Raw genomic sequence first — 22074 nt, 5'->3', positions numbered from 1 at the left:
TGGAGAGTCCATCATGCAACAACGCAAATACCTCATTACCGGCGCCACGGGCAAAACCGGCATGCACACCATCCGGCATCTGCTGAACGACGGCCACGCCGTGCGCGCCCTCGTGCATCGCGAAGACGAACGCAGCGCGGCGCTGCGCGCTCAGGGCGCCGAAACCGTCGTCGGCAATCTGCTCGAACACGATGACGTGTTGCGCGCGATGGACGGCGTCACGGGCGCCTATCTGTGCTATCCGGTGATGCCGGGCTTCATCCAGGCCACGTCGTATTTCGCGGATGCGGCACAGCGCGCGGGTGTCGAGGTCGTCGTCGAGATGTCGCAGATTTCTGCCCGCGAAGATTCGAAGAGCCATGCCGCACGCGACCACTGGATCGCGGAACGAGTGCTCGACTGGTCGGGCGTACCGACCGTGCACATTCGTCCGACCTTCTTCTCCGAGTGGCTGGTTTTTCCGTGGGTCCGCGATCAGATCGTGCAGGAAGGCAAGATCACGCTGCCGTACGGCGAAGGACGTCATGCGCCGATCGCAGGCGAGGATCAGGCGCGGCTCATCGCAGCAGTTCTCGCGAAGCCGTCGGGTCATATCGGCAAGACCTATCCGCTGCTCGGACCCGTCGAACTGAATCAGCAGGAAATCGCCGACGAAGTCGGTCAGGTGCTCGGCCGCAAGATTACCTACAGCCCTTCGACTATCGAGCAATACCGCGCTCATCTGGAGCAATACCGTCTGCCGGAGTTTCTGATCCAGCACTTTCTGGCAATCGCCATCGACTATCAGAACGGCATTTTCTCGGGCGCCGACGGTGTGATCGCTGAAATTACCGGGCAAGCACCGCAAACTGTGAGCGACTTCGTGAAAGCGAATCGCCAGGTATTCGAGCAGTAACGAACGACGCATGCGGCTCGTACCGGCGGGCCGCATGTGGACACACGAGCGCTCCCTCATTTATTGTTGACAATAAACAGAACGTGCCGCAATGTCTGCGCAGACAATGTGCGACCGCCGATACACCGGGATCGATCTCCATGAACGACAACAGCAGCCTGCCGCATGCTTTCGAACTCCTTCGACGTCAATCGCTCGCCATGCTCGTGCAGGAGAGTCTTCACCGCAGCATCCTGTCGGGCGAGTTCGCGCCCGGCGAAAAGCTCAATGAAGCCGATATCGCCACGCGTCTGAACGTATCGCGTGGTCCCGTGCGCGAAGCGTTTCGCGCGCTGGAAGCATCGGGGCTGCTGAAGACGGAAAAGAATCGCGGCGTAATGGTGCGCGTCGTTTCGCTGCGAGAAGCGGAAGAGATCTACGAAGTGCGGGCGATGCTTGACGAATCGGTCGCACGAAAGCTCGCCAATCACATGCCGCCCGATACGCTTGCCACGCTCAAGGGCATCGTCGCAGAGATGAAGGCCGCGAAGAAAACCCGCGATTCAGCACGCTATACGGAACTGAACATGCAACTGCACGACGCGATGATTGCAGGCGTCGGCAATCAGCATCTCATCGCGACGTACCGTCAGCTCGTGCTGCAACTCGGATTGCTGCGCCAGGCGGCGATCGAAACGGATCACAGCGCGTTGAGCGAATCCATCGTTGAACACGAAGAGATCGTGAACGCGCTCGCAAGCGGCGATGAAGAGCGCGCGGTCTCGCTGGTGCGCGAGCATGTCGCGCACGGTATCGCGAGAATGCGGCGCGCGCATGAGCAATGGATCGAAGCGGGCCCAGCCAACGGCGCATCCGTCACAGAGGCATGAAAGCGTAAAAACCTCGCGCGTCGGTAAGCGCGCGAGGTCTTCAGGAAAGCCGCGCCGTTCAGGCCAGCGCTTTCGGCGATACCTGCGAAATCCCCATCGTTTCCAGCGTCTCGGCAATCGCTGCAACAGCGCCGGGAATGCCCGCCTCGCCGAAGTGCCCGATGCATCCGACGCGGAACGTTTCGATCTGCGTCAGCTTGCCCGGATACAGGATGTAGCCGCGCCGTTTCACCTCCTGATAGAAGGTCTTGAAGTCGTACGCAGGATCGTCCGGTGCATGGAAGGTCACGATGATGGGCGCCTGAATCGACGGATCGAGGAACGTCCTGAAACCGAGCTTCGCCATGCCGTCGATCAACGCGCGGCAGTTGCGCGCATAGCGTGCGCCGCGCGCTTCGAGGCCGCCCTCGTCGACATACTGCGCAATGGCCTGATCGAGCGCGGCGACGACATGCGTGGGCGGCGTGAAGCGCCATTGCATCGTGCGATTCATGTAGGCCCACTGGTCGTACAGATCCATCGCGAGCGAATGGCTGTTGCCTTCGCAGCGTTCGAGCACGCTGCGACGCACGATCACGAAGCCCATGCCGGGCACGCCTTCCAGACACTTGCCCGAAGCCGCGACGACGGCATCGAACGGCGTCTGTCGCGCATCGATATCGATCGCGCCGAACGAACTCATCGCATCGACGATCAGGCTGCGGCCATGTTTCGCGACCACCATCGCAATCTCGTGCAGCGGATTCAACACGCCCGCGCCCGTTTCGCAATGCACCAGCGCGACGTGCGTGATGGATGGATCGGCGGCGAGCGCGCGGTCGATGTCGGCGGCCTTGACCTGCGTATCTTCCGCATAGTCGATGCTCTGATGACGCCGCCCCAGCGCGCGGCAAATCTTCGCGATACGCTGGCAATACGCGCCGTTGTTCGGCACCAGCACGTGACCGTCGCGCGGCACGAGCGTGCCGATGGCCGCCTCGACCGAGAACGTGCCGCTGCCTTGCAAGGGCACGCATTCGTGCGTCTCTTCGCCATGCACGATACGCAGCGTTTCGCGACGGATGCGCGCGGTGATCTGGTTGAAATCGCCGTCCCACGAACCCCAGTCGCGCAGCATGGCCTCGCGCGTGCGGTCGGATGTGGTGAGCGGGCCGGGAGTGAGCAGAATCGGTTGACGGGGCAGATTCACGGTATCTCCTTGGTGGACACGATGAGGATTCGGTTCAGCCACGGCGCGTCGTGCGCCATGCCTGGGTTCGACGCAACACGCCGTGCGATACGCCGGCGAACAGCAGACATGCACATGCAGCCGTGACGAGAACGAGCGTCGCCATCGCGGCGGCCGGTCCGATCTGACCGGCGTCGTCGAGGTTCAGGATCGCCACCGAAGCGGGCTGCGTATCGGGCGAATAGAGGAACGCGACAGCCGACACTGTCGTCATGCCGTTGACGAACAGATAGCGCGCAATCTGCAGGATCGACGGCAGACACACGGGCACTGTGACGCGCCAGAACGTCTTGTAGAAAGGCACTTTCAGCGAAGCCGACACCGCTTCGAATTCGTTGTCGATCTGCCGCAATGCCGTCACTGCCGTCAGATGACTCGACGAGTAGTAATGCACCACCGTCACCACGGCGAGCAGCGCGAGCGTGCCGTAAAGACCATTGAGCGGATTCGCGGGCGCGTTGAACAGAAAGATGTAGCTGATGCCGAGCACGAGCCCCGGCACGCCCATCGGCAGGATCGCGCAGAGGTTGATGAAGCCGCGCAGCCAGCGCGGCCCGCGCGTCTTCTCGACGAGATACGCGCCGCCGAACACGATGGCCGTGCCGCCGATCGCCACGCACGCCGCCATCTGCAAGCTGTTCTTGTACGCGTCGAAAATGCCCGCTGCGATCAGGCCCATCTTGTAGTGCTGCAAGCCGAGGCTCATCTGATACGGCCAGAACTTCACGAACGACGCGAACACGGAAATGCCGACCACGGCGATCATCAGCAGACAGATGAACGCGCAGTACGCGAGCATCGCCATGTCGAAACCGCGCGACGGCTTCGGCTGGAACGGCGTCGAACGCGCGCCGAGTTGGGACTGCTGCTTGCGGCGGATCAGGAAGTCGACGGCGAACGCGACGAGTGCGGGACACAGCAGCAGCAGACTCACCACGGCACTGCGGTTGAAGTCCTGCAAGCCGATGATGAGCTTGTAGATATCCGTCGACAGCACCGTGTACGGTCCACCGATCACCACGGGAATGCCGAAGTCGTTGATGCAGATCGTGAACGAGACCATCGTCGCGCTGATGAGGCCGTACTTCGCGCCCGGCAGCGTGATCGTCACGAACTTGCGAAAGCGGCTCGTGCCCATCGCATCGGCGGCTTCGTACAGACGTCCATCCGAAAGCGACAGCGCCGTGACGAGAATCATCAGCACGTGCGGAAACGCTGCATACACGAGACTGCTGACGATGCCGGAGAAGCCGTAGATCGAATGTCCGTGCAACAACGGCTTGAGCAGCCCCGAGTTGCCGAACCAGTAGATGAACGACACGGCCGACAGCAATGTGGGCGCGAGCAGCGGCAGCAACGCCACCGTGCGGACCGCGTTTTTCATCGGCATGCACGAACGCGTGAGTGCGTAGGCGAACGTGAATGCCATCGGAATGACGATCGCTGTCACCGTGCACGCGACGCTCACGGAATGAAGCGTCGATATCCAGACAGCGCTATTGCCCAGATAGCCGGTGAAGTTCGCGAGCCCGATGAAGCGGCCGTCCGCATCGACGAAGCATTTGCCGATCACGAGCGCGAGCGGCACCAGCAGAAACATGGCCAACATTGCCGACATCAGCAACAGCGCAAGCTGCGCGATCCTGTCGTGCCAATGCGTGATTTGTCGCACTTCGGCGTTCGCTTCGTCACCGCCGCGGCGTTCGATCAAAACGGCGCTCATTGCAGACGCTCCTTCGCGGCCGTGAACACGCACACGTTTTCGCGTTGAATGGCAAGGTCGCAACGTGCGCCCGTTTGCAGGCCCGTGCGGCGCATTTCATGAAACGACAGATCGGCGACGATCTCCTGGCCCGTCAACCCGTCGACCTTGAAACTGACGCGGCAGAATGCGCCGAGAAATTCGAGCTTTTCCACGCGCGCGGCGAGTTGGTTGTCAGGCGCGCTGTTGGGCAGGCTGATATGAATGTCTTCAGGACGCACGAAAGCGGAGACCTGCGAACCCGCAGCCGCCTGCGCCGTACCGCAGCCATAATGCAAGCCGATCTCGCCCGCCTTCAGCGTGCCGTCGCGCATCACTTCGGCGGGAATCATGTTGACCTTGCCGATGAAGTCCGCGACGAACGGCGACGCGGGCTCGCGATAAATCTCGGGCGGCGTGCCGATCTGCTCGATCACACCGTGATTCATCACGACGATGCGATCCGCCATCGACAACGCTTCTTCCTGATCGTGCGTGACCATGATCGTCGTCACGCCGAGCCGTTGCTGCAGTTGCCTTATTTCCTGACGCAGCCGCACGCGCACGCGCGCATCGAGTGCGGACAGCGGCTCGTCGAGCAACAGCAATCCCGGCGACGTCGCCAGTGCGCGCGCGAGCGCAATCCGCTGCTGCTGGCCGCCCGACAACTGGTTCGGATGCTTGCGATGCGCGTCGGGCAAACCCACCAGCGCCAGCAGTTCATGCACGCGCTCCGCAATCGCCGCGCGCTTCATCTTTCGATTCACGAGGCCATAGGCCACGTTGTCGAAGATCGTGAGATTCGGAAACAGCGCATACGACTGAAACACGATGCCGTAGTCGCGCAACTGCGGCGGCAGGCGCGAGATATCGCGGCCGTCCTGCATGATGCGGCCCATGCTCTGCGTTTCGAGTCCCGCGATGATGCGCAGCAAGGTCGTCTTGCCGCATCCCGATGGCCCTAGAAAACACAACATTTCGCCCTTCTTCACGCCGAGATCGATATCCTTCAGAACGGGCGTTTCGTTGAACCGCTTGGAAACCTGCTCGACGCTCAAATACGCTGTCATCTGATCCTCCGACTTCGCTAGTCTTTCTGCGTCCCGGCGGCGCACACGCCGCCGGACGGTAGAAGCGCGCTCAGGGCACAACCCGCGCACGCTTCACGCGACAACCCGCACTACTTCTGTTCCTTGCTGCCGTAGCGCTTCTGCCAGTCGTCGAGAATCGACTGACGGTTTTTCGCGGACCACACGAAGTCGTTTTTCACGAGCATTTGCGAGTAGTTGTCGGGGATGCCGGACAGCTTCTTCGCGACGCCCGGATACGCGACGATCGCCCACCATTGCGCGGTGATTTCGTTCGCCTGGCGACTCGCCATGAAGTCGGCGAGCTTCTTCGCTTCTTCGGGGTGTTTCGTCGTCTTCATCACGCCCGTCGCTTCCATGTCCCAGCCGAGCCCTTCTTTCGGAAAGATCAGGTCGATGGGCGCGCCTTGCGCCTGCAATTCGTGGCCGCGGAATTCGAATGAAATGCCGATCGGGAATTCACCCGTGCCCGCGAGCGTGCAAGGCTTCGAACCGGAGTGCACGTATTGCGCGACGTTCTTGTCGAGAGCGTCCATGTACTGCCAGCCCTTCTCGTCACCGAAGGTTTGCAGCCACGAGGTCACGTCGAGATAACCCGTGCCCGACGACACAGGGCTCGGCATCACGATCATCCCTTTGTAGACGGGCTTCGCGAGGTCTTCCCACGAAGTCGGCTTCGGCAGATGGCGCTTTTCCGCTTCGACGCGGTTGTAGCAGATGGTCGCGCCCCACACGTCCATGCCGACCCAGTGCGGCGGATTGTTGGTGTCGCTGTATTTGCGAGTGAGGCTGTCGAAGCCCTTCGGCGTGTACGGCATCAGCATCCCTTGCAGGTCGAGCACCGTGAGGCTCGATGCCGCGAGTCCGAGCACGACATCGGCGCGCGGATTGTTCTTTTCGGCGAGCAACTTGGCCGTTACCGCGCCCGTCGAATCGCGCACCCAGCGGATCTCGATGTCGGGATTCGCTTTTTCGAACGCGTCCTTGTACGGCTTCATCGCTTCGTCTTCGAGCGCCGTGTAGACGAGCAATTGCGTCTTCGCGTGCGCGGCCTGTGCGGCCCCGAATGCCACCGACACCGCCACGGCACAACGCGCCGCCACTTTCAGAAACCCCTTGCAACCGTAGAAACCCGTTCCTTCCTTCATCTCAAGACCCCTTTGATAAGTGGCGTCGCGGCCAGCGACGGAAACGGCCAGTGCTGCGCAATGCGGCCCTTTTGCTGCTTTCCCCCGACAAATGCGTTTGTTGTTGTCTGTTGTTGACAATCTACAAAGCGTCAATTTTAATGTCAAGTATTGCCGCACAATGCCACACAACGCCACATCATCAATTCCCGGATTACCCTGGTCAAAGGAGAAGCGAATGAGCACATCCCCTACATCCGTCGAAGTGAACGGCCGCCGCTACAACTGGATGCGCAGCCCCGTCGTCGTGGTCTGCGTGGACGGCTGCGCGTACGAATATCTGGAGATGGCGGCCGCCGCGGGCGTCGCGCCGTTCATCGCCAAGCTGTTGAAGCCGGCCACCGCGCTTCGGGGCGACTGCGTCGTGCCGAGCTTTACGAACCCGAACAACCTGTCGATCGTGACGGGCGTGCCGCCCGCCGTGCACGGCATCAGCGGCAACTACTTCTTCGATCGCGAGAGCGGCACCGAGGTGCTGATGAACGATCCGAAGTACCTCGTCGCGCCCACCGTGCTCGCGCGTTTCGCCGAAGCGGGCGCGAATGTCGCCGTCGTCACCGCGAAGGACAAGCTGCGCCGCCTGCTCGGCAAAGGGCTGAAGGGCATCTGCTTTTCGTCGGAGAAAGCGGACGAAGCGACGCTCGAAGAAAACGGCATCGACGGCGTGGTCGAACTGGTCGGCAAGCCGGTGCCGAGCGTCTATAGCGCGGATCTTTCCGAGTTCGTGTTCGCGGCGGGCGTGCGGCTGCTGGAAACGCGCGACATCGACCTGATGTACCTGTCCACCACCGATTACGTGCAGCACAAATGCGCGCCCGGCACGCCCGGCGCGAACGCGTTCTATCAGATGATGGACGGCTATCTGCAACGCCTCGACGAACTGGGTGCGATCGTCGCGATCACCGCCGATCACGGCATGAACGCGAAGCACAACGAAGACGGCGAGCCGAACGTGATCTATCTGCAGGAGCGTTTCGACGAGTGGCTCGGAGAGGACGCGGCGCGCGTGATCCTGCCCATCACCGATCCGTACGTCGTGCATCACGGTGCGCTCGGTTCGTTTGCGACGGTGTATCTGCCGCCGTCGGCGGATATCGAGGCGCTGCGCCGCAAGCTCGCCGACGAGCCCGGCATCGAACTCGTGCTGACGAGCGCGGAAGGCTGCGAGCGCTTCGAGCTGCCGCCTGCGCGCATGGGCGATCTGATCGTGATCTCCGAACGTGACGTCGTGCTCGGCACGCAGCGCGCGAAGCACGATCTCTCCGGGCTCGACGCACCGCTGCGCTCGCACGGCGGCCTCGCCGAACAGACCGTGCCGCTGATCTTCAGCCAGCCCGTCGCGAAGTCCGCCGCGCAACGCGCGCGGCTGCGCAACTTCGACGTCATCGATATCGCACTCAACCATCTCCAGTGACGAGGACTCGTTCATGAACGCTATTGCAGACACGACGAAGGCACACGCGCAGGTTCGCCACGAGGCGCTGCGTATCGACGGCGAAAAGCTGTATCGCGATGAAGTGATCGAAGTGCGCAACCCGTATGACGGCGCGCTGGTCGGCACCGTGCCGAAGGCGACGCTCGACGACGTACGCCGCGCATTTGCGGTTGCGCGCGCGTATCGTCCGTCGCTCACGCGCTACGAGCGCGCGGCGATCCTGCGGCGCGCCGCCGATGCCGTGCGCGCACGCACGCCGGAAATCGCGGCGCTCATCACGGCGGAAGCCGGCCTGTGCATCAAGGATTCGACTTACGAAGCGGGACGTGTCGCCGATGTGCTCGTGTTCGGCGCGGGCGAAGTGCTGAAGGACGACGGCCAGATCTTTTCGTGCGATCTCACGCCGCACGGCAAGAAGCGGCGCGTGTACACGCAGCGCGATCCGCTGCTCGGCGTGATCTCGGCCATCACGCCGTTCAATCATCCGATGAACCAGGTCGCGCACAAGATCGTGCCGTCGATTGCGACCAACAACCGCATCGTCGTGAAGCCTTCGGAAAAGGTGCCGCTGTCGTGCTACCTGCTCGCCGACATCCTGTATGAAGCCGGTTTGCCCGTGCAGATGCTGCAAGTGGTGACGGGCGACCCCGCCGTGATCGCCGACGAACTCATCACCAACCGCGCGATCGATATGATCACCTTCACGGGCGGCGTGTCGATCGGCAAGTCGATTGCGTCGCGCATGGGCTACCGGCGTGCCGTGCTCGAACTGGGCGGCAACGATCCCATCATCGTGATGGAAGACGCGGATCTCGACGAAGCCAGCACGCTCGCCGTGTCGGGCTCGTACAAGAACTCGGGGCAGCGCTGCACCGCGATCAAGCGGATGCTGGTCCACGAAGCCGTCGCGGACCGCTTCACGGATCTCGTCGTCGACAAGACGCGTGCGTGGAAATACGGCAATCCCGCCGATGCATCCGTCGACATGGGCACCGTGATCGACGAAGCCGCCGCGCGTTTCTGCGAGCGCCAGGTGGACGACGCGCTCGCGCGCGGCGCACGGCTTCTGGCAGGCAATCAGCGCGACGGCGCGCTGTATGCGCCGACCGTCGTCGATCGCGTGACGCCCGACATGCCGCTCGTCAAGCACGAAACGTTCGGGCCCGTGTCGCCGATCATGCGTTTCGGCAATATCGAAGAAGCGATCCGCATGTCGAACAGCACGGACTATGCGCTGTCGTCGTCGATCTGCACGAACCGCTTCGACTACATCACGCGCTTCATTTCGGAGCTGGAAGTGGGCAGCGTCAACGTGCGCGAGGTGCCGGGCTACCGGCTCGAACTCACGCCCTTTGGCGGCGTGAAGGATTCAGGATTAGGCTATAAGGAAGGCGTGCAGGAAGCGATGAAAAGCTTCACCAATACCAAGACCTATTCGCTGCCCTGGTGAGCGTCTGACGAATGAAATGAGCGGGATCGTTTCACAGCAGGTTTGCAGTCCCATACAGGAGGCAATATGCACATAGGCGTTCCGAAGGAGATCAAGAACCACGAGTATCGCGTCGGGCTCACGCCGTCTTCCGTGCGCGAGATCGTCGCTCACGGACACAAGGTGAGCGTGGAGACGGGAGCGGGTGCGGGCATCGGCGCATCGGACGATGCATACCGGGCAGCAGGCGCGCAGGTCGCGCCGGATGCCGCCGCGGTATTTTCGGCGGCCGACATGATCGTCAAGGTCAAGGAGCCGCAAGCGCCCGAACGCGCGATGCTGCGCAAAGGACAGATTCTTTTCACCTATCTGCACCTCGCGCCGGACCCCGAGCAATGCGCCGATCTCGTCAAGAGCGACGCGGTCTGCATCGCGTACGAGACGGTCACGCAGCGCGGCGGCGGGCTGCCGTTGCTCGCGCCGATGTCCGAAGTCGCGGGCCGCATGTCGATCCAGGCGGGCGCGTTCTGCCTGGAACGCGCGCATGGCGGCAAGGGCGTGCTGCTCGGCGGCGTGGCGGGCGTGCCGTCCGCGAAGATCGTGATTCTCGGTGCGGGCGTGGTCGGCAGCAACGCCGCGCAGATGGCCGTCGGCACGGGCGCGCAGGTCGTGGTGATCGATCGCAATGTCGAGGCGCTGCGGCGCATGGATCGCTTGCTCGGCGCACGCGTGATCACGGTGTATTCGAATCAGGACAATATCGAGCAGCATGTGCTCGAGGCCGATCTCGTGATCGGCGGCGTTCTGGTTCCGGGCGCCGCTGCGCCAAAGCTCGTCACACGCAAGATGGTCGACGCGATGAGCCCGGGTTCCGTCATCGTCGATGTCGCGATCGATCAGGGCGGATGCTGCGAGACGGCAAAGCCGACGACTCACGCGGCGCCGACCTATAAAGTCGGCGAAGTCGTTCACTATTGCGTCGCGAATATGCCGGGCGGCGTGCCGCGCACGTCCACCTATGCGCTCAACAACGCGACGTTGCCCTTCGTCCTGCAGATCGCGGACAACGGCTGGCGCAAGGCGCTCACCGACGACGAGCATCTGCGTCGCGGCCTGAATGTGGCGTTCGGCAAGGTGACCTGTCCTGAAGTGGCCGAAGCGCTCGGCTACGCGTGCGAAGACGCGGGGGAAATTGCTGCTGGATAACGGCAGCGCGGCCGGCTCGTCGCCGGCCGCGTCCATGCTGTTAACCGACCTGCTGCGAGTTTCCGTTGTTGCCGTTGTTGCTGTTATCGCCCGTCAGGTAGTTGACGGCGTCGTTCGCATGGTTCGCATAGTCGTTGCCTTTATCGACCATTTTCGCGCCCTTCATCAGGCTGCTTACCGCGCCGTCGGACGTGGTCGCGAGCTTCGCCGCCTCTGCGCCGCCGCGCGCCGCCATCACGCCCGCCTCGACTTCGGGGGCTGCTTCGGGCGCGACGACCATCGCCGCGTCGGTTGCTGCGCCGACGAACGCCTTTCCGAACTCGGAGAAGGCGCCCTTCACGTCGCCGTGTACGAGATCGATCGCGCCGTCCACGGTATCGGTGACGGGCGACACGATCTGCTGATGAAGCTGCCCGCCTTGTCCTCGATCTTGTTCCAGGTCTTCGACGCCGCACTCGATCCGCGATACAGCGTGTCGGTGCCGAACGCCTGCGCGAACTTCTGGTCTTCCGCTGAATTGACCTTGCCTTTGCCGAGCGCGCCCACCTGGCTGCCCAATAGCTGCGCATCCTGATCGCTGAATGTGTTGGGCACCGCGCCGCTTTGCTGCTCGTTCTTCAGGCTCACCATATCGTCGACCATCGCGTTGCCGTCGCCCTTGCTGGCGTCCTGCTGAAACTTCTGCGCAAGCGTGGGATCCGCGGACTGCATGTCGGCCATCGCGCGCTGAACGCCTCGCGACAGCGCGGGCTGAGCCGCCGAGAGAACGTCCTCGGACGGTTTCGATGTCTTGTCCTTCACGCCTTTGACGATCGCGCCGATGGGATTGAAGCTCTCGAAGAACTTCGAAATGGCGTGACCGGCGCGCGTTTGACCGCCCTTGATATAGCTTCCGCCAAGCAACGCCTGCGCATCGCTTTTCACATGACCGTTGATCTTGCCGCCGCCGTGATCGTTGGCCAGCTTCTGCGCGCCCGATACTTCTTCGATCGCCTGCTGTTTCGTGATCGCGCCTTCTTTATACGCTTGCAGTTCGTCTTCGACGAGTGCATTGCCGTCGCCGCTCTGCGCGTCTTTCATCGTTTTTGCAAACAGCGTGGGATCTTTTGCCTGCGTCGCCGACATCGCGTTTTCGAGGTCGGTCCCGCCTTGCTGTGCATTGGCGTTAGATGTGGCGGCTGCCGGTGATGTCGTAGTTGCAGCTGCGGTCGCAGTCGCCGGAGCGGGCGGGGTCGCATTTGCACTGAACGCGCGGTCCAGCATCGGCGCGAGATCGGCGAGCAACGCTCTCACTTCGTCGTCGCGCGCGGGATCGGGAGTTTGCGGGTCTCGCGCGGTTGCGGTGACCAAGCCGGTCTGGATGCCGGACACGTTCATGACTTCACTCCCAAAGAGACTCGTTCGATCGGTTGCGAAGCGCACGCGTCGATGCGCCGCGCCTCGCTGCAAATGACCTGCGCGAATCTACGCAGCCAGGCTTGCAAATCCGTAACGTATCGGAAGAAAGATGCATGAAAGCGAAGCTCGCGTTGGTGAGGCTTCGCTTGTGTCCGTCTCAGTGAGAGTCGACCCGGTCGCCCAGTACGTCGGGCTCGCCTGCCTTCCCCGGCAGTTCGCCGAACTGCAATGCCGCGAGCTGCGCATACAGCGGCGAACTGTGCAGCAGCTCCGCATGGCGCCCTTGCGCAACGATACGCCCCTGATCCATCACGACGATGCGATCCGCCTGCTGCACGGTCGCAAGACGATGCGCGATCACGAGCGTCGTACGGTTCAGTGCGGCGTTGTCCAGCGCCGTTTGCACGAGCCGTTCGCTCGCGGCATCGAGCGCGCTGGTCGCTTCGTCGAGCAGCAGGATGGGCGGATCCTTGAGAATCGCGCGCGCAATCGCGAGGCGTTGACGTTGCCCGCCCGACAACCGCACACCGCGCTCGCCGAGAAACGTGTCGTAGCCTTGCGGCAATGCCTCGATAAAACCGGCAGCGGCCGCCATTTCAGCGGCGCGTTGCACCTGCGCGAACGTGGCGTCGGGCATCCCGTAACGGATGTTGTCGAGCACGCTGCCCGAAAAAATCACCGATTCCTGCAGCACGACGCCGATCGCTTTGCGCAACGCGGCGAGCGATACCTGATTCGTCGACACACCGTTGATCGAGATATCGCCCGATTGCGGATCGTAAAAGCGCAACAGCAACTGGAACAGCGTGGTCTTGCCCGCGCCCGACGGCCCGACCAGCGCGACATGTTCGCCCGGACGCACATCGAGCGAAAACGCGGACAGCGCGGCGATGCCCGGCCGCGACGGATACGAAAAGCCGACGTTGTCGAAACGGATGCCGTCCCCATGCGCGGGCAGCGGCACGGTGGTCTGCGCATCCTCTACGGGCGAACGCGCGGCCAGCAGTTGCAGCAGCCGTTCCGTTGCGCCCGCTGCCCGTTGCAGATCGCCCCACACTTCCGCGACGGCCCCGACGGCGCCCGCCGTGAAAACCGCATAGAGGATGAACTGGGACAACTGGCCCGCCGTCATGCTGCCCGCGAGTACCGCCTGCGCGCCCAGCCACAGCACGAACACAATGGCCGCGAACACGAACACGATCACCACGGCCGTCAGCGACGCGCGGGCGCGAATGCGCGTGAGCGCTGTCGCGAAAGCGCCTTCGACCGCGCTGTCGAAACGTCTCGACTCGTAGCTTTCCTGCGTGTACGACTGCACGGTCGGCATCGCGTTGAGCACTTCGCCCGCCAGCGCGCTGGCGTTCGCGACCTTGTCCTGGCTTGCACGCGAAAGCCGCCGCACGCGCCGCCCGAAGATCACGATAGGCGCCACCACGACGACCAGCGTCGCGATGATGTAGCCCGAAAGCACGGGGCTCGTCGCGATCAGCATCGCGACGCCGCCTACCGTCAGCAGAAGATTGCGCAGTCCGAGCGAGAGGCTCGTACCGACCACGGTCTGAATCAGCGTCGTATCGGTGGTGAGCCGCGACAACACTTCGCCCGTCTGCGTCGTCTCGAAGAATTGCGGGCTCATCCGCATCACGTGATCGTAGACGGCGCGGCGCATGTCGGCCGTCACGCGTTCGCCGAGCCACGATACCCAATAGAAGCGCAGCGCCGTCGCGGCCGCGAGAATCAGCGAGAGAACGAAGAGCGCGATGAAGTAGCGGTCGATATGCGCGCGGTTCCCGCTCGCGAAGCCTCGGTCGATCAGGTACTTGAACGCGACGGGCAACGCCAGCGTCGCGCTCGCGGATATCAGGAGCGCCAGGAACGCGAGCGCCCAGCGCTTTGCGTAAGGACGGAGAAACGGCAACAGCGCAGAAAGCGGAGCGACACGTCGCGTGCGCGCGGCGGCATCGGGCATGAACAGGTTCCTGTGTGGATCGTCGACAGGTGGATTGTGCCAGTCCGCGCGACGTTCACTAAAAGTTCATACATGCAGGCACGCCGTTGGCGGGATCAGCGGACAACCGCCCTCATCTTCCGGAAGCTAATCGTGCTCGCTCATTTCGCGCCCTCGTCGACCATCGTCATGGTCATGCTGGTGGTCTGCCTGATCATGGTGCTCGCCTTCGAAGCGAGCAACGGATTCCACGATTCGTCGAATGCCGTCGCGACCGTCATCTACACGAACTCGCTGGAACCCGTGCCCGCCGTCATCTGGTCGGGCCTGATGAACCTCGTTGGCGTGCTCGTCGGCGGCATTTCGGTAGCGTTCGCGCTCGTCACGATTCTGCCGCCCGATGTCTTGACGCCGCCCGACGGCTCGCCCGCCGTCCCGATGCTGGTTTCGATCTTCTCGTCGGCATTACTCTGGAATGTGCTGACCTGGTTCTTTGCGATTCCGAATAGCAGTTCTCACTGCGTGATCGGCTCGTTGATCGGCGTTGCCGTGTCGGATGCGCTTCTCAAATCACGCGATCTCGCCAAGGGCGTCGACTGGCATCAGATCGTCACGGTCATCAAGGCGCTGCTCGTGTCGCCCGTGCTCGGCTTCGTGATTGCGGGCGGCCTTTACTGGATTCTGCGCGTGGTCGTGCGGCGCGGCCATCTGCTCGAACCGCCGCCCGAAGGAAAGAGGCCTGTCTGGTGGCTGCGCGCGCTATTGATCACGACGTGTACGACCGTCAGCGTCTCGCACGGCACGAACGACGGGCAAAAGAGCATCGGCCTCATCATGCTGACGGTGATCGGTCTGCTCCCCGCCACCTACGCGCTCAATCCCGATTCAGCCGACAAGATCAGACAGCTCAGCGATAACGGATCGCAAGCCATTCCCCTGATTGCCCAGTATGGCGATGACGTCAAGGCGCAGGCGCTCCACTCCGCTCTCTCGCTGCAACGCGCAGCGCCCGATCTGCAACGCGAGGCCCATTCGCTCGATGCACACCAACCCGCGCAAAAAGACGAACGCGCGCTGCGGTCGCAATTGCGCGGCTATGTGTACGACGTCATCTCCGAGATGAAATACGTGAGCCAGCAGAAAAACGTGCCGCAGGCGCAGCGCAAACAGGCATCGGACTTGCTCAAAACGATGGGCACGCCTGTCGAATACGCGCCCTGGTGGGTGCGCGTGCTGAGCGCGATCTGCCTCGGCGCGGGCACGATGGTCGGCTATCGACGCGTGGTCCGCACGCTCGGCGAGCGGCTCGGGCGCCAGCACATGACGCCGGGCCAGGGGGCCAGCGCGGAACTCGTCGGCTCGGTGCTGATCGGTACGGCCGGCCTCACGGGGCTGCCCGTCAGTACGACGCACATCATCACGTCGGGCATCGCGGGCACGATGGCCGCGAGCGGACAAGGCGTTCAGGGCCCGACGCTGTTCAGGATCGTCCTGACGTGGGTGATCACGCTGCCCGTCACGATCGCACTCGCAGGCGGGCTGTTTTATCTGCTTGCCTGAGGCGTCGGCGCGATGCGCGTTCGCGCTCGCCCTCTGGATCGGCCTCTGGAACGATCGTGGTAGAGTCAACCACCTTACGTCCCTCATACAGCCTCGTGCACTGAACATGCAGATTCCATCGATCGTGCCCGCGCGAACCGCTCTGGTGGTCATGCATTATCAGACCGACATTCTGGCGTTGTTCCCAAAAGCCGCGCCTGCGTTGCTCGCCAATACGCGCAAGCTGTGTGACGCCGCGCGGGCAAGGAACGTCGCCATCTACTTCGCCAGGATTCACTTCAGTCCTGGATACCCGGAAGTCAGTCCGTTGAACAGAAACGGGCAACGCATGAAGCAACTCGGTCTTTTCATCGACGACCAGATCGCACCGGAACTCGGCCAGCGAGACACCGAGCCGCTCATCAGCGCTCATCGCGCCAGCGTGTTTTTCGGCACCGATCTGCAGGTGCGTCTCTCCGCACAAGGTATCGATACGTTGATCATGGTGGGCATTGCGTCGACGGGTGTCGTGCTGTCGTCGGTTGCGTATGCGAGCGATGCCGACTTCCGCCTGTTCACGGTCAAGGATTGCTGCTACGACCCGGATCAGGTCGTGCACGATCATCTGTTCTCGACGGCATTCGACTCGCGCACGACGGTGCTCTCTCTCGACGATGCCCTGTCGATGCTCGCCTGACCGCGAGTAGCAATACAACATGCAATTCATGGACACCACCACACCAGACCGTTCACGCGCGCGCAGCATTGCTCTGGGCGCGAGCCTTGCCTTGATGGCTTTCTCGTTGCGCACGCCGATCACGAGCGTCGGCCCGATCCTGATCGATGCCGTTCGCGCCACGCAGCTCTCATCCAGTGGCGCGAGCCTGCTGACGACATTGCCGTCGCTCTGCTTCGGTCTGTTCGGACCGCTTGCGCCGCTGGCCGCGCGTCGTTGGGGCAGCGAGCGCGCATTGCTCGTGCTGCTCATCCTGCTTGCCTTCGGTACTGCGTTGCGCGTCGTGCCCTCATGGCAATCGCTCTACGCCGGACAGATCGTCGCCTGCTTTTCGATCGGTTTGATGAACGTACTGCTGCCCGGCGTCGTGAAGCGGGACTTTCCGCATCACGTCCCTCTAGTAACAGGGATCTACAGCGCCGCGATGTGCGCCGGCGCGGCGGGCGCTGCGGCCGCGACCGTGCCGATCGCCAATCTTCTGGCGCACATGTCGGGCAACACCGGCAACGCGTGGTCGTGGGCCCTGGCAGTGTGGGCGATTCCCGCCGCCGTTGCCGCCGCCATCTGGGTCGGTCAACTGCCGCCCGTCGAACCCGGCGCACAGAAACGCGCGTCGGCTATCGGACGATTGCTGCGGAATCCGCTTGCATGGAACGTCACGCTGTTCATGGGAACGCAATCGTCGTTGGCGTATATCGTGTTCGGCTGGCTGCCGACCGTCCTGCGCATGCGCGGCATGAGCGCCGTCGATGCCGGGTTCATGCTGTCGCTGAGCGTGATCACCCAGGCGGGCGCGTCCCTGCTTCTGCCCGTTCTGATCGCACGCTTGCCCGACCAGCGCTCGGTGAATGTGGCCGCGTTGCTGCTGGCCGGCGTGAGCATCATGGGCTGTTTCTTCGCTCCGCTCTCGACGATGTGGCTCTGCGCCATTCTGCTCGGCATTGCGCAAGGCGCTGCCTTCACGCTCGCCCTTACCGTGATCGGACTGCGTTCACATGATTCGCGGGTTGCCGCGCAACTGTCCAGCATGGCGCAAGGGATCGGCTATCTGCTGGCGTCCGCGGGACCGTTCATCGCGGGCGCGCTGCTTCACGCGACGGGCTCGCTATACAGCCTCGCAGCCTTGTGCGCCGGCATCTGCGTGCTGTCCGCGTGGTTCGGTTACGCGGCGGGACGACGCGCGCACATCGCGGCGTAGGCATACGCGTTTATACCTATCACCCCCATTAAGAGTAAGGCCATCCGAGCATATCGTGAAAATCCGATATAAGATTCGTTCCATAGCGATGCAGATGCCGACGTCCCGGCCAGAGAGTCTGCCCGCCGTTTCATGACTACGAAGCCCAACCCCAAGTCCACCGACATTGACATCGACGCGATCCACAAGGCGCTGGCCAATCCGGCGCGTCGCGTGATTCTTGCGAAGCTGCGCGAGCCGGAAACGTATTTTCCGGAGCAGGAGCTGTCGTACGAGCACGGCGTCTGTGCGGGTCAGATCGACGATTGCTGCAGTCTGTCGCAGTCGACGGTTTCCGCGCATCTCGCCACGTTGCAGCGCGCGGGATTGATCACGTCGAAGCGTGTCGGCCAATGGGTGTTCTTCAAGCGCAACGAAGCCGTCATTCAGGCTTTTCTTGCGCACATGAACGCGGATCTCTGACGGCGCGCCCGCGTCTTCGCTTGTTCCCGAACGCAGTCTTGACATACATGGGCCATGCGCCCGCAAGGATTGAATCAACATGCCGACTCTTTTCGACCCGCTCCAGATTGGCGATCTCACACTGAAGAACCGTATCGTGATGGCGCCGCTCACGCGTGCACGTGCCGGCGACGTCCGCGTGCCCAACGCATTGATGGCGAAGTACTATGCCGAACGCGCCAGCGCCGGCCTGATCCTGTCGGAAGCCACTTCCGTCACGCCGCAAGGTCTCGGCTACGCGGACACGCCGGGCATCTGGTCGGATGAACAGGTGGAAGGCTGGAAACTCGTGACGCAAGCGGTTCACGCGCAAGGCGGCAAGATCTTCCTGCAACTGTGGCACGTCGGCCGCGTGTCGGATCCCATCTTCCTCGACGGCGAACTGCCCGTCGCGCCGAGCGCGATCGCGCCGCAAGGCAACGTGAGCCTCGTGCGTCCGCAGCGTCCGTTCGTCACGCCGCGCGCACTCGATATCTCGGAGATTCCGGGCATCGTCGCCGCGTATCGCAAGGGCGCGGAGAACGCGAAGAAGGCGGGCTTCGACGGCGTGCAGGTACATGGCGCGAACGGTTATCTGCTCGACCAGTTCCTGCAGGACAGCACCAACAAGCGCACCGACGCATACGGCGGCCCGATCGAAAATCGCGCACGCCTGCTGCTCGAAGTGACGGACGCCTGTATCGATGTGTGGGGCGCGGATCGCGTCGGCGTGCACCTCGCGCCGCGCGGCGACTCGCACACGATGGGCGATTCGAATGCCGCCGCGACCTTCGGCTATGTCGCGCGTGAACTCGGCAAGCGCAAGATCGCGTTCATCGCGGCCCGCGAAGCGCGCGGCGAAGACAGCCTCGGACCGCAACTGAAGAAGGCATTCGGCGGCGTCTATATCGCCAACGAGCAGTTCACGAAGGAAAGCGCGCAAAAGGTGCTGGATCTGGGCGATGCGGATGCTGTCGCCTGGGGCAAGCTGTATATCGCGAATCCGGACCTCGTGCGCCGCTTCGAACTCGATGCGCCGCTGAACGAGCCGGTTCCCACGACCTTCTACGCGCCGGGCGCAACGGGCTACACCGACTATCCGGCAATGGAAGCGGTGAGCTAAACGCGCGCGGCTGCGTTAGCGGCATATAGGGCTTTTAGCGACACAAACGCGGCGGGAGCAATTCTCGCCGCGTTTTTTCATTCATGGCCAGCGCGCTTTTATTCAGCGGGCTTGACGGCGCGCCGCATGAACACGCGCTTCGTTTCGTCGACGCCACGCGCGATCCGCAGCTTGCGGATACGCAGCAACGCGGCATCGAGTTCGTCGTCGTCGAGAATGCTGAAACCGAGCCGCTGATAATACGGCGCATTCCACGGTACATGACGGAACGTCGACAGTTCGACGTGCGCCGCGCCTGTCTCGCGTGCCCTTGCATCGACCTGATCGAGCAACGCCGCGCCGATTCGACGGCCGGCGTGCTGCGGCACCACGTCGAGCGCTTCCACGTAAATGCGCGCGCGCAGGATCGCGAACATCACGAAGCCGACGCACGCACCGTCGCATTGCGCGACGATCACTTCGCGCGCCGTCACCTTCTTCAGCACGAACGGCGCATCCATCGGACGCGCCGCCGCGATGCCCGTCAGCCCGACGCTCACGAAACGCTGCGCCGCCTCGTATTCGACGACGCGAATCGACGCCACGTCTTCGGGGAGCGCGTTTCGATAGTGGACTTCGGGTAATGGCATTGGATGCATCGTGCGAGGCTGGCGAAAGACGAACGTTCACGCGGACATATTGACACCGGCTGCACACGCAATTCAACCCTCTGTCCGAACCCGCGCGACACGCCGATATAATCCAGCGTGAGACCCACTCGCAAAGGAGTCGTTCATGGCACTTTCCGGTCTTCTCGTCTTCGCCCTCGCGCTGATCGTCGCGGCGGGCTCTCCGGGCCCCAGTATCGCGGCGCTCGTCGCACGCGTGCTCACCAACGGCTTCAAGGATGTGCTGCCGTTCCTCGCCGCGATGTGGATCGGCGAAGCGCTGTGGCTCACCTGTGCCGTCGCCGGTCTCGCCGTCGTCGCAAAGACTTTCGCGCTGGTGTTCATCGCGCTGAAATTCGCGGGCGTCGGCTATCTGCTGTTTCTTGCGTGGAAGATGTGGTTCGCGCCCACCGACGTCCACGAAGGTGCGCTGCCGCGCGGCCAGTCGCCGTGGCGCATGTTCGTCGCAGGGCTGATGGTGACGCTCGGCAATCCCAAGATCATGGTGTTCTATGTCGCGCTGCTGCCGACGCTCGTCGATGTGTCGCGCGTCGGCACGCTCGCGTGGCTCGAACTCACGTTGACGATGCTCGCCGTGCTGATGATCGTCGATTTCGTCTGGGCGCTGCTCGCCACCAGAGCGCGCACGCTGCTGACCAGCCGCCGCGCCGTGAAGATCGCGAACCGCACCAGCGCGACGATGATGGCGGGCGCCGCAGCCGCAATCGCGACGCGCTAGCGCCTTCGCATTCCACTCGACGAGGGCTTCCATGCGCGCCCACATGTTCAAGCAGATCGGCCGCGATGCGCTCGTCGCGCTCGGCCGCGAACTCGCTGCCTGGAAGCCGACGCCCGAGCGCGCGCTGTTCGGCCTCGAAGCGGTGATCTCCGTCGTGCTGTCGGTGGCGCTCGCGCATCTGCTGCATCTGCCGAATACGTGGTGGGCCGCGATCAGCGGTTTCGCCGTCATGCAGACGCGATTTTCGGCGTCGGCGGAACGCGCGTTGCATCGCGTGCTCGGCACGATCGTCGGCGGGCTGCTCGGCGCCGTTCTGGGCCCGATGATCGGCGATCGTCCCTGGCTCTTCGTCCCCGTGCTCGGCGCGATCAGCGCCGTCTGCGTGTATCGCGCGAACGGTTCGTCGGCGTCGTATGCGTGGGTGCTCGGCGGCATCACGTGGGTGATGGTCACGTATCAGGCGCATGAACTGCTGACGTTCGGCCCCACCGCGTCGTTCGCGATGCTGCGCGTCGCCGAAGTGTGCGTCGGCACGTTCGCGTGCGTCGTCGTGTCGGGCATATTTCACGTCGGCATACAGTGGTACGAACGACGCCATCCTGCATCGAAAGTCGCGGCGGCAGCGGCGGCTTCTGCAAACGCTGCGCCGCCCACCTTCGAAACGCTGCGCCACGCGCGCATGGTGCTGGCCGTGCAGGCGGGCGTCGCGGTCGCCATCCTCGCCGCGCTCACGTACGCGCTCAAGCTGCCCGGCTTCGCCCAGGCGCTCGTGACGACGATCGCCGTGCTGATCCTGCCGCCGACGTCGATCGTCGTGCGCTCGCAAAAGCCCGTCGCCGACAAGATGGTGCAGCGCGTGGTGGGCTGCCTGATTGCGGGCGCGGTGGGCATCGCGTTGCTGCCGCTGATGCGAGGCCAGATCCTGCCGTGCCTGCTCGCGCTGGCGGCCGGCGTGTGGGCCGGTTGTCACGTGCAGACGGGCAAACAGGGCGCGAGCTATATCGGCCGGCAGTTCACGATTGCGTTCATCATGGTCTTCGTGCAGGACCACGCGTGGTCTGCCGATCCGCACCCCGCGATGATGCGTCTCGCGGGCATTTTGACGGGTATCGCGATTCTTACCTGCGTGATGCTGCTCGCGTCGCGCCTTTCATTTCTGCCGATCTCAGAAGAAGCGACGCCCTGAGC

Annotated in this window: 20 protein-coding genes; 12 read left to right on the top strand and 8 right to left on the bottom strand. The window is 63.2% G+C overall.

Annotated features, from left to right (window positions below; translation table 11 throughout):
- Nucleotides 1-13: 13 nt before the first annotated feature.
- Complete coding sequence (locus QEN71_RS20825; protein WP_201656975.1) at nucleotides 14-895, top strand: NmrA family NAD(P)-binding protein; 882 nt, start codon at nucleotides 14-16, stop codon at nucleotides 893-895.
- 140 nt (nucleotides 896-1035) lie between these two features.
- Nucleotides 1036-1764, top strand: coding sequence for a phosphonate utilization associated transcriptional regulator (locus tag QEN71_RS20820; RefSeq protein ID WP_201656972.1), 729 nt, complete (start codon nucleotides 1036-1038; stop codon nucleotides 1762-1764).
- Between the two features lie 58 nt (nucleotides 1765-1822).
- Here the strand turns inward: QEN71_RS20820 and QEN71_RS20815 are convergent, their stop codons facing one another.
- The 4 genes from QEN71_RS20815 to QEN71_RS20800 form a co-directional block, all read right to left on the bottom strand.
- The gene (locus QEN71_RS20815; RefSeq protein ID WP_201656969.1) at nucleotides 1823-2953 is read right to left on the bottom strand and encodes a 2-aminoethylphosphonate--pyruvate transaminase; all 1131 of its coding nucleotides are present in this window, start codon (nucleotides 2951-2953) and stop codon (nucleotides 1823-1825) included.
- Between the two features lie 34 nt (nucleotides 2954-2987).
- A complete protein-coding gene (locus QEN71_RS20810; protein WP_201656966.1) occupies nucleotides 2988-4715 on the bottom strand; it encodes a putative 2-aminoethylphosphonate ABC transporter permease subunit in 1728 nt (575 codons plus the stop codon).
- On the bottom strand, nucleotides 4712-5803 hold the full coding sequence (locus QEN71_RS20805) for a putative 2-aminoethylphosphonate ABC transporter ATP-binding protein (protein ID WP_201656964.1): 1092 nt from the start codon (nucleotides 5801-5803) through the stop codon (nucleotides 4712-4714). The genes QEN71_RS20810 and QEN71_RS20805 overlap by 4 nt, the downstream gene beginning before the upstream one ends.
- A 110-nt stretch (nucleotides 5804-5913) precedes the next feature.
- The gene (locus QEN71_RS20800) at nucleotides 5914-6969 is read right to left on the bottom strand and encodes a putative 2-aminoethylphosphonate ABC transporter substrate-binding protein (protein WP_201656961.1); all 1056 of its coding nucleotides are present in this window, start codon (nucleotides 6967-6969) and stop codon (nucleotides 5914-5916) included.
- Nucleotides 6970-7186: 217 nt separating this feature from the next.
- Here QEN71_RS20800 and phnA point away from each other — a divergent pair, with 217 nt between their 5' ends.
- The 3 genes from phnA to ald all read left to right on the top strand — a co-directional run bounded on the left by phnA (nucleotide 7187) and on the right by ald (nucleotide 11078).
- Entirely contained in the window at nucleotides 7187-8422 is a 1236-nt protein-coding gene (phnA, locus tag QEN71_RS20795; RefSeq protein WP_201656958.1) for a phosphonoacetate hydrolase, read from the top strand.
- A gap of 13 nt (nucleotides 8423-8435) precedes the next feature.
- Entirely contained in the window at nucleotides 8436-9893 is a 1458-nt protein-coding gene (gene phnY / locus QEN71_RS20790; RefSeq protein ID WP_201656955.1) for a phosphonoacetaldehyde dehydrogenase, read from the top strand.
- A 66-nt stretch (nucleotides 9894-9959) separates the two neighbouring features.
- Complete coding sequence (gene ald, locus QEN71_RS20785; RefSeq protein ID WP_201656952.1) at nucleotides 9960-11078, top strand: alanine dehydrogenase; 1119 nt, start codon at nucleotides 9960-9962, stop codon at nucleotides 11076-11078.
- Between the two features lie 40 nt (nucleotides 11079-11118).
- Here ald and QEN71_RS20780 read toward each other — a convergent pair whose 3' ends face one another.
- The 3 genes from QEN71_RS20780 to QEN71_RS20770 all read right to left on the bottom strand — a co-directional run bounded on the left by QEN71_RS20780 (nucleotide 11119) and on the right by QEN71_RS20770 (nucleotide 14445).
- Entirely contained in the window at nucleotides 11119-11472 is a 354-nt protein-coding gene (locus QEN71_RS20780; protein WP_201656949.1) for a hypothetical protein, read from the bottom strand.
- A complete protein-coding gene (locus QEN71_RS20775) occupies nucleotides 11415-12455 on the bottom strand; it encodes a hypothetical protein (protein WP_201656946.1) in 1041 nt (346 codons plus the stop codon). The genes QEN71_RS20780 and QEN71_RS20775 overlap by 58 nt, the downstream gene beginning before the upstream one ends.
- Nucleotides 12456-12633: 178 nt before the next feature.
- Nucleotides 12634-14445 carry an ABC transporter transmembrane domain-containing protein gene (locus QEN71_RS20770; RefSeq protein ID WP_201656943.1) on the bottom strand — a complete coding sequence of 604 codons (1812 nt, stop codon included), beginning with the start codon at nucleotides 14443-14445 and terminating at the stop codon, nucleotides 12634-12636.
- Nucleotides 14446-14577: 132 nt separating this feature from the next.
- Between QEN71_RS20770 and QEN71_RS20765 the strand changes: the two genes are divergently transcribed.
- From QEN71_RS20765 to QEN71_RS20745, 5 genes are all read left to right on the top strand, one after another.
- Nucleotides 14578-15984, top strand: a complete 1407-nt coding sequence (locus tag QEN71_RS20765; protein WP_201656940.1) for an inorganic phosphate transporter — start codon at nucleotides 14578-14580, stop codon at nucleotides 15982-15984.
- Nucleotides 15985-16090: 106 nt separating this feature from the next.
- Nucleotides 16091-16660 carry an isochorismatase family cysteine hydrolase gene (locus QEN71_RS20760; RefSeq protein ID WP_201656938.1) on the top strand — a complete coding sequence of 190 codons (570 nt, stop codon included), beginning with the start codon at nucleotides 16091-16093 and terminating at the stop codon, nucleotides 16658-16660.
- A gap of 19 nt (nucleotides 16661-16679) precedes the next feature.
- Entirely contained in the window at nucleotides 16680-17897 is a 1218-nt protein-coding gene (locus QEN71_RS20755) for an MFS transporter (RefSeq protein ID WP_201656935.1), read from the top strand.
- Between the two features lie 132 nt (nucleotides 17898-18029).
- Nucleotides 18030-18359, top strand: coding sequence for an ArsR/SmtB family transcription factor (locus tag QEN71_RS20750; protein WP_201656932.1), 330 nt, complete (start codon nucleotides 18030-18032; stop codon nucleotides 18357-18359).
- Between the two features lie 79 nt (nucleotides 18360-18438).
- Nucleotides 18439-19500 (top strand): alkene reductase, encoded by a 1062-nt coding sequence (locus QEN71_RS20745; protein WP_201656929.1) that lies wholly within the window; start codon nucleotides 18439-18441, stop codon nucleotides 19498-19500.
- Between the two features lie 98 nt (nucleotides 19501-19598).
- Here QEN71_RS20745 and QEN71_RS20740 read toward each other — a convergent pair whose 3' ends face one another.
- Nucleotides 19599-20129: a GNAT family N-acetyltransferase gene (locus QEN71_RS20740; protein ID WP_201656926.1), complete on the bottom strand. Its 531-nt coding sequence runs from the start codon at nucleotides 20127-20129 to the stop codon at nucleotides 19599-19601.
- 145 nt (nucleotides 20130-20274) lie between these two features.
- On the opposite strand from QEN71_RS20740, the gene QEN71_RS20735 reads away from it, so the two are divergent.
- On the top strand, nucleotides 20275-20886 hold the full coding sequence (locus QEN71_RS20735) for a LysE family translocator (protein WP_201656923.1): 612 nt from the start codon (nucleotides 20275-20277) through the stop codon (nucleotides 20884-20886).
- A 31-nt stretch (nucleotides 20887-20917) separates the two neighbouring features.
- Nucleotides 20918-22072, top strand: coding sequence for an FUSC family protein (locus QEN71_RS20730; RefSeq protein WP_201656920.1), 1155 nt, complete (start codon nucleotides 20918-20920; stop codon nucleotides 22070-22072).
- Nucleotides 22073-22074 lie beyond the last annotated feature (2 nt).

The sequence above is a fragment of the Paraburkholderia sabiae genome (genome assembly GCF_030412785.1).
GTDB classification, from domain to species: Bacteria; Pseudomonadota; Gammaproteobacteria; order Burkholderiales; family Burkholderiaceae; genus Paraburkholderia; species Paraburkholderia sabiae.
This window is presented reverse-complemented; position numbering and strand designations above follow the sequence as displayed.